1 pseudogene is annotated in these 536 nt (G+C 70.5%); it reads right to left on the bottom strand.

Annotated features, from left to right (window positions below):
- Positions 1 to 536 (bottom strand): annotated as a pseudogene (locus tag RF645_RS13330) (excinuclease ABC subunit A); the annotation flags it as partial.

Raw genomic sequence — 536 nt, forward strand, 5'->3', positions numbered from 1 at the left:
TGGACTCCTCGTTGGCGAGGAGCTCCGCGTAGGTCCCGGAGTGCACCACGCGCCCGCCGCGCTCGCCGGCGCCGGGACCGACGTCCACGATCCAGTCGGCCTCGCGGATGGTGTCCTCGTCGTGCTCGACGACGATCAGGGTGTTGCCCATGTCCCGCAGCTTGGTGAGGGTCCCGATGAGCCGGCGGTTGTCCCGCTGGTGCAGGCCGATCGAGGGCTCGTCCAGGACGTAGAGCACGCCCACGAGCCCGGCCCCGATCTGGGTGGCCAGGCGGATGCGCTGAGCCTCGCCGCCGGACAGCGTCGCGGCGGCGCGCTCCAGGTTGAGGTAGTCCAGGCCCACGTCAACGAGGAACGTCAGGCGCGCCTGGATCTCCTTGAGCACCTGCTCGCCGATCTTCGTCTCGCGGGTGCTGAGCTCCAGGTCCCGGAAGAAGGCGTGGGCGTCCCTCATGGGCATGCGGGTGGTCTCCGCGATGTTCTTCCCGCCCACGGTCACGGCGAGCATGGTCGGGTTCAGCCGGGCGCCGTCGCAG

Source organism: Kocuria sp. CPCC 205260 (assembly GCF_040981045.1).
In the GTDB taxonomy this organism is placed as follows: Bacteria; Actinomycetota; Actinomycetes; order Actinomycetales; family Micrococcaceae; genus Kocuria; species Kocuria palustris.